Below are 6,928 nucleotides of genomic sequence, written 5' to 3'. Positions count from 1 at the left end.
GAGCCTGCATGTGCCTGGTGCGAAGGAGGAATCGCTCACCCGGGCCGACTTCAGTGCTGCACACGAGGTCACACCGCTGTGAGGTGGTTGGTCACCTCGACCACATCGTCGATGTCCTCGACCTCCGCCAGCAGCCTGGGCATCGAGGCCTGCGACATCCGGCCCGTGAACTCCACCACGCCGTCGTGCACGCGCACCTCGACCGTGTCACGGTCGGAAGGGGAGCAGAAGGCACGCATCTTCGCGTCGATCTCCTGTCGAATTCCGGCGTCGTCCCGTATGAGGGCCTGCAGTAGAGCGTTGCGGCGCACCACGCCCACCAAGCGCCCTTCGTGGTCGGTGACCGGGATCCGCTTCAGGCGCGACAAGGCCGCGAGCCAGGCAGCCTCCGCGACGGTCGCACCCGGCAGCACCGTGATCGCGGGACTGGTCATCAGGTCTGCTGCGGTCTCCGCCCGGACCTTGCCGTGCAGCTGCAGCTCCCGCAGCCTGCTGAGCGGACCGGAGGGGCGACCGGACGCTTCGAGCGCCACCTTCGCCAGCAGGTCGGACTCCGACACCACGCCGACAACCCGATCGTCTGCGTCGACCACCGGGACCGCACCCACATGCTCACGTGCGAGCAGGCGTGCGATCTCCCGGTAGGACAGATCGTCCCGCATCGATGGAGCGGGCACGTCCATCACGTCCCGTACCGACAGGGCCTCGGGCTCGGCAAGCGGTTGCGGCGGCTTCTCCCCAGCGGAGTCGACGGTCTCCCGCTCAGCCTTGGGAGACGGACTCGGCGCTGGACCTGGACCTGTGGGGGATGCCGTCCCTGTGGTGGCAGGGTGCATAACGGACCGTGCCCCCGCGTGTTTGGCCGACACCGTGGCCACCGCACCCAGGTAGCGCAGGAGCAGGTCCTGCCGTCCTTCCTCGCCGGGGCGCCAGTGATGCGACGGCACGGCACGGCGGGCCTCGGCGCCCATGGAGTGGTTTTCACGCCTGCTCATGAGGGCCTCCAGACTTCGTCAGGTTGCCTCGTCTCCCAGTCTTGTGCTCCGCCGTACCGGGCCAAGAGCCGAATGGCCCTGATGGAGCGGCTATGCGGCTCATCCGATGCGAGCCTGCGCGGGAGCGGTGAGACTGAAGGAGGAGCAGACCGGCAGGAGGACGCTCGTGGTGAGCCTGCGCGATTCCCTCGCGCGATTCCGTCCGACCGGTGCGCCGGGAGCAGCCGTCACCGGAGTCCCCGCCGACCGGGCGGCCGAGCGCGCCGCAGAATTGGAGGCACCCCTCGCACAGCTGACGGGCGCTCAGGAGGAGGCAGCAGGGATTCGTGCGGCGGCGGACCGCGAGGCGGCGGCGGTACGGGAGCATGCTGTGCGGCAGGCAGCCGACATCCTGGCGGCGGCGCGGTCCCGGGCTCCACAAGTCCGGCAGGAGGCCGCCGCGCCTGTTCGTCGTGCCGCCGCGGAGGAGGCGGAGGCCCTTCGCGCGGCCGGGCAACGCGCCGCCGCCCTGGTGCGCGAGCGGGCGCGGGGGCGCATGACGGCCATGGTGGACCGTGCGGTGGCGGACGCCCTGCGCACCACGGACAGACCAAAGGGAGCGCCGTGAGTGCCGGGTGGGTCGCGACAGTGGTCCGGGCCCGCGCCCTGACCAACCGTTGCCCGGGCCCAGCCGGCGCCCGGGAGATGGCGAGCGCCGTCACCCTCGAGGACGCACCGCACCGGCTGGCCGGGACGCCGTACCGGAAGTACGCGCGGACGGCCGTCGAACTGCCCGAGGCGCAACGGGCGGTTTCCGCCACGCTGCTCTGGCATCTGCGGGTATTGGCCGGCTGGCTGCCCCCGGGCGGAGCCCGCCTGCTGCGCCCGCTCGCCGCTGCTTGCGAAGTCGCCAACGTCGCGTCCCGTCTGACGACACAGAATCGCCCAGGCGCGGACCCCGACGCCCCGGCGCGGCAGCCGTACCGGCTCGGCGCCCTGGAGACCGCCTGGCGGAGCCTGGATCGCGCCCGTACGCCCGCGGAACTGCGCGCCGCCCTCGCGGCCTCGGCATGGGGCGACCCGGGCGCGGACACGCCGTGGGCGCTGGTGTTGGGCATGCGTATGGCGGCTGCCCGACGGACGGCCATGGCCGTGCCATCCGCCCGGCGGTGGGCCCGGGGACGTGCCGCCCTGCTGACAGCACGCGAAATGTTCGTGCACGAGCGCCGCCTGCCAGGGCCCGTGCGCCGTGACGCGGCGGAATTGCTGGGTTCGCGGGCGGTCGACGCCCCCTCTTTCCGGGACTTTCGCGACCGCCTGTCGTCCGAGGCCTGCTGGGTTGTGGCAGACGTGGAGGAGCCGGGAGAGCTGTGGCGGGCCGAGGCCCGCTGGTGGCGCGTTGTCGACCGGGAGGGCGTCGACATGCTGCGGGGCGGGCGGTACGGGCCCCGGGAGGTCGTGGGGGCGGTCGCGGTGCTGTCGGTGGACGCCTGGCGGGTACGGGCGGCCCTGGAGCCGGCGGCCCGGGCCGGACGGCCGTTGGAGGAGTTCGATGCCCTGGTCTGAGGCGGTGACACCCGTCCGGACGCGACGTGTGGCGGTGGTCGTACCGCACGCGGCGTTGCGGGACACGCTGGTACGGATCGCCGAGGCGGGCTGCGTCGAGCTGGACCGGGTGGAGGAGGCCGCCCCGGACCGGCGGCCCGACGGCTGCAGCGTCTGGAAGGCCGTCCCAGGTCGGTCGACGGCACGCCTGTGCTCGCAGGTGTGCCGTCGACCGCGGGTCAGGCTCCCCTCCTGGCCGCCTCCGCCCCCGATCTGGACGTCCTGGAACAACAGGGCAGCCTGGGGCTGCTGGCGGGCGAGGCACAGCTGGAGGCGCGCACCCAGGGAGCCGTGCTGCGCGGGGAGGTGGCAGCGCTCGCCGGATGGTGCCCGGCGGCGGAGGTCACTGCCGACGACCCGGTGATCGAGCGGCTGCTCACACCACGGCTCGCGCTGACGGTCGCGGAGCACCTCGCGTTCAGGGAGGGCCGCCATGTGCTGGTCGTGATGACCGACATGACCGCCTACTCCGAGGCGCTGCGCGAGGTGTCCGCCGCTCGGGGTGAGATCCCCGCGCGCCGGGCCTACCCCGGCTATCTCTACAGCGACCTCGCATCCCTCTACGAGCGGTGCGGAAGGATCAGGGGCCGCCCCGGATCGGTGACGGTCCTGCCGGTGCTCACGATGCCCGCCGGCGACATCACCCACCCGGTGCCCGACCTCACCGGCTACATCACGGAGGGCCAGATCGTCCTGTCCGCGAGACCCACGCCCGAGGCGTATATCCGCCGGTCGACCCGCTCGCCTCCCTGTCGCGTCTGATGCGCAAAGGAGCCGGTGCGGGACGGACCCGCGACGACCACCCGGACGTCGCAGCCCAGTTGATCGCCGCGCTGGCCCGCGCCCGGCAGGTGCGGGAACTCGCCGACCTGATCGGACGCCCGGCGCTCAGCCCGATCGACCGCCAGTACCTGGACCTGGATGACGCGTTCTTGCGCGGGTTTCTCGCCCAGGCCGCGGACGAGAACCGGGCACTCGAAAACTCCCTCGACCGGGCCTGGGACGTACTGCTCACCCTCCCCCGCAGCCAGCTCGGCATGATCCCGGCAGCCCTGCTCGACGCCCGCGCCGACATGGGCAACGGCATGCGCAGAGACGGAACATCGTCGTGAGCGCGCGTCCACGGCGGGTGCCTCCCGGGCGCACGGGCCGGCTGCGCCTGCGGCACAGTCTGGGTATCGCTCTGCGCGGAGCAGATCTGCTGGAACGCAAACTGCGGCTCCTGCGCGACCGCGAACGGGAGCTGAGTCGGACGGCACAGGAGGCCGGCTGTATCTGGGGAGACAGACTCGCCGAGGCGGAGACCTGGTGCGTGCGCGGGTTGCTGCTCGGTGGCGAGCGCGCCCCGTTCGAGGCGGCCCCCGCCGACCGCGCCGGAGTCGACGTCGCGTGGACATCGGTAGTGGGCGTGAGCCACCCGTCCTCCGTGTCCTGGACGGCCCCCGTGCGCTCCCCCGCGGAACGTACGCCAGGGAACACCGCGCTCGCTCACGCGGAGAGGGCGTACCGCCTGGCCGTCCGCGCCGCCGCCGAGCACTCCGCTGCCCTCACTGCGGCCGAACTCATCGCCGCAGAGGCCCAACGGACCCGCCAACGGGTCCGCGCTCTGCGTCGGCATTGGATTCCGCGTCTGACAGGCGAGCTGGCGGCCGTGGAACTGGCTCTGGAGGAGGCGGAGCACGAGGAGGCGGTACGACGACGCTGGGCCGCTTCGTCCCGCGACCGCGCCGAGGGCTGATCATGCTCGGTGCTCGGCCGTCCCACAGGGCCACCCCCCTCGTGTCGGTCGGCCTCAAGAAGCCCAGGAGATCATGACCGATCCCCGCGGGGCTGCACCGTCGCCTCGTCCGCTGTGTCGTCCCGGTCGAAGTCGAGCCGGTTGACCACATCCACCACGCCGTCGACCCCCTCGCACAACTGCACGGCTACCGGGAGCAGGCTCTTGCGTTCCACCCTGCCACTCAGTGTGACCCTGCCGTCGGCTACCTCGACGGTCAGCGACGAGGGCGACAGACCCAGCGTCCGGACGATGACATCCTCCAGGATCTCCTCCTGGATCGCGCGATCCTGACGGAGAAACAGTTGCAGCAAGTCGCTGCGGCTGATCACGCCGATCAGACGGCCGTCACCATCCACCACGGGAAGGCGTTTGACCCTCCGTGTCTCCATCGTCCGTGCGGCACGGACCACGTCCCACTCCGGCTCTGCGACCACGGCAGGGCTGGTCATCAGTTCCCCGGCGGTGCTGCCGACACCCCCGGATGTCTGCTTGCGCAGGAGGTCCGCCTCGGACACCACCCCGACGGGCCGGCCATCGCCGTCGATCACAGGAACGGCGGTGATCTCGTACTCGTCGAGGACGCGTGCGATCTCCTTGAAGGTCGTGCCCGGCCGCACGCTCACGGCGTCGGGGGTCATCAGATCGCCCACGCTGCGATGCCCCATCGGTCGGCGTCCCTTCTCTCCGTCTGGTCAGATGCCGGTGGGAGTGATGACGATCTTCGGTGGCATCTTGATGATGTTCTCGAACGAAGGGTACGAAACGTCCGGGCTCCCGACCGACAGCGGGCCCTTGGCATCGTGCGGGGCGCCGCGAATGGGGCGGCTCGGGCGGGCGTGTGCCCGCCCGAGCCGGCCCCCACCGGGTACCGGATCACGCGTGGTGCGTGACCTCGATGTGCTTGGCCTCGGCCTTTTCACGTCCGAGGCCCACAGTGACCGTGAGCATTCCGTCGGTGTAGTCGGCCCTTACGTCATCCTCGTCGGTGCCCGGCGGCAGCGTCACGCTGCGGCTCATGGCGCCGTAGCGGATCTCGCTGCGGTTCTTCTCCGCTTCATGTTCGGTGCGCTCGGCCTTGACGGTCAGCACGCCTTCGCTGATGGCGACGTCGATGTCCTCGGGTGAGACGCCAGGAAGCTCCGCCCGCATCACATACCGGTCGCCCTCCATGTAGTCCTCGATGCGGACCGCGTAGAGGTCTCCCATCGTGGGCATCGCGAAACGCGCGGGAAAGGCCTCGACCCACTCGGGAATCTCCGGGAAGGGAAACCGCTGCCTGCGTGAAAGTGTGGCCATTGCCGTCTCCAGAACTGCTGTTGCGGCTATTGACGCTTTCAGTCCACCGCATGCCGCTGCTTGCTGCTGAGGCCGAACAGCCCATACCGAGGGTCCCTATGGTCCCTTCGGTACCTTCCCTTGCAACTCGCAACCGGCGTCAAGCGCAAAACTGCCTGCGCCTGACCGAACACATCGGCCACGCCCGTCCGGTAGGTCCGTGTCGTGGCTGACGGGTCGGTCCTGTCGGCACGCAACGCCACGGACACAGTGGTACTGGAGTATGGTCCATCTGTGTGACAGATACTCGGACCAATTCCATGGTCGGTCCGCCCTCCGCCTTCGGCATCGACCTCCATCTGGAGCTGCGCGGTCCCGGGCTACGCGCAGGGCTCACAGACGCCCTGAGGGAGGCCGTGCGCACGGGACGCCTGGCGCCCAGCACACCGCTGCCTGCCTCCCGAGCACTCGCCGCGGATCTCGGCGTCTCCCGCAACACCGTCGTCGAGTCCTACGCCGAACTGATCGCCGAGGGCTGGCTCACCGCCCGGCAGGGCTCGGGAACCCGGGTGGCCAACCGGGTCGAACCGCGCAGGGCCGCGCCGGAAGCCCCCACCGCGAGGCCAGACACGCGCCGCCCCAGCCACGACCTGCTGACGGGGTCGCCGGACCTCTCGCATTTCCCCCGCACGCAGTGGCTCACCGCAGCCCGCCGGGCTCTGACCGCCGCGCCGCACGACGCCCTCGGTTACGGCGATGCCCGCGGCCGGATGGAGCTGCGCGCCGCGCTCGCCGACTACCTCGCGCGGGCCCGCGGGGTGTACGCCGAGCCGGAGCGGATCGTCATCTGTTCCGGCTTCCACCACGGCCTGACATTGATGGCGCAGGTGCTCAGGGCACGACGGGTGGGAGCGGTGGCCGTCGAGGCCTACGGCCTCGACCTGTACCGCGACCTTCTGACGAACGCCGGTCTGCACACCCGGCCCCTCCACGTCGACGAACACGGCGCGCGCCTCGCCGACCTGGTGCGACTGCATGAGGCGAGCGCCGTGCTGATGACACCGGCACACCAGTACCCGACGGGGGTCGCGCTCAGCCCGGAGCGGCGCACGGCGGCCGTCGACTGGGCACGTGCCACCGGCGGCCTGATCCTGGAGGACGACTACGACGGAGAGTTCCGGTACGACCGCCAGCCGGTGGGCGCCCTGCAGGGCCTCGATCCGCAGCGGGTGGTGTACTTCGGTTCCGTGAGCAAGTCCCTGGCACCAGGCGTACGGCTCGGCTGGATGGTGCC

General features: G+C 71.1%; 7 protein-coding genes and 1 pseudogene. 5 read left to right on the top strand and 3 right to left on the bottom strand.

The window, feature by feature from the left end; translation table 11 throughout:
* Positions 1–68: 68 nt before the first annotated feature.
* Positions 69–995: a CBS domain-containing protein gene (locus tag VXC91_RS40830; RefSeq protein WP_329512424.1), complete on the bottom strand. Its 927-nt coding sequence runs from the start codon at positions 993–995 to the stop codon at positions 69–71.
* Positions 996–1,122: 127 nt separating this feature from the next.
* On the opposite strand from VXC91_RS40830, the gene VXC91_RS40825 reads away from it, so the two are divergent.
* From VXC91_RS40825 to VXC91_RS40810, 4 genes and pseudogenes are all read left to right on the top strand, one after another.
* On the top strand, positions 1,123–1,602 hold the full coding sequence (locus tag VXC91_RS40825; protein ID WP_329512423.1) for a hypothetical protein: 480 nt from the start codon (positions 1,123–1,125) through the stop codon (positions 1,600–1,602).
* Positions 1,599–2,540, top strand: a complete 942-nt coding sequence (locus tag VXC91_RS40820) for a hypothetical protein (RefSeq protein ID WP_329512422.1) — start codon at positions 1,599–1,601, stop codon at positions 2,538–2,540. Before VXC91_RS40825 ends, VXC91_RS40820 begins: the two co-directional genes overlap by 4 nt.
* A pseudogene (locus VXC91_RS40815) lies at positions 2,527–3,691 on the top strand (V-type ATP synthase subunit B). Before VXC91_RS40820 ends, VXC91_RS40815 begins: the two are co-directional and overlap by 14 nt.
* Complete coding sequence (locus VXC91_RS40810; protein ID WP_329512421.1) at positions 3,688–4,317, top strand: V-type ATP synthase subunit D; 630 nt, start codon at positions 3,688–3,690, stop codon at positions 4,315–4,317. Before VXC91_RS40815 ends, VXC91_RS40810 begins: the two are co-directional and overlap by 4 nt.
* Before the next feature lie 71 nt (positions 4,318–4,388).
* Here VXC91_RS40810 and VXC91_RS40805 read toward each other — a convergent pair whose 3' ends face one another.
* Together VXC91_RS40805 and VXC91_RS40800 are read right to left on the bottom strand one after the other, a co-directional pair.
* Positions 4,389–5,024 (bottom strand): CBS domain-containing protein, encoded by a 636-nt coding sequence (locus tag VXC91_RS40805; RefSeq protein WP_329512420.1) that lies wholly within the window; start codon positions 5,022–5,024, stop codon positions 4,389–4,391.
* A 208-nt stretch (positions 5,025–5,232) separates the two neighbouring features.
* A complete protein-coding gene (locus VXC91_RS40800; protein WP_329512419.1) occupies positions 5,233–5,655 on the bottom strand; it encodes an Hsp20/alpha crystallin family protein in 423 nt (140 codons plus the stop codon).
* A gap of 299 nt (positions 5,656–5,954) precedes the next feature.
* On the opposite strand from VXC91_RS40800, the gene VXC91_RS40795 reads away from it, so the two are divergent.
* Positions 5,955–6,928: aminotransferase-like domain-containing protein (locus tag VXC91_RS40795; protein WP_329512425.1), on the top strand; the 974-nt coding region annotated here is incomplete at its 3' end.

The organism is Streptomyces chiangmaiensis (assembly GCF_036281785.1).
Taxonomy (GTDB): Bacteria; Actinomycetota; Actinomycetes; order Streptomycetales; family Streptomycetaceae; genus Streptomyces; species Streptomyces chiangmaiensis.
The sequence above is the reverse complement of the archived record's forward strand: the minus strand, read 5'-3'. Positions and strand labels throughout refer to the sequence as shown.

Coding starts and splice junctions, on each gene's coding strand:
- VXC91_RS40830 (WP_329512424.1), bottom strand. CDS start 995: ATGAGCAGGCGTGAAAACCACTCCATGGGCGCCGAGGCCCGCCGTGCC.
- VXC91_RS40800 (WP_329512419.1), bottom strand. CDS start 5,655: ATGGCCACACTTTCACGCAGGCAGCGGTTTCCCTTCCCGGAGATTCCC.
- VXC91_RS40805 (WP_329512420.1), bottom strand. CDS start 5,024: ATGGGGCATCGCAGCGTGGGCGATCTGATGACCCCCGACGCCGTGAGC.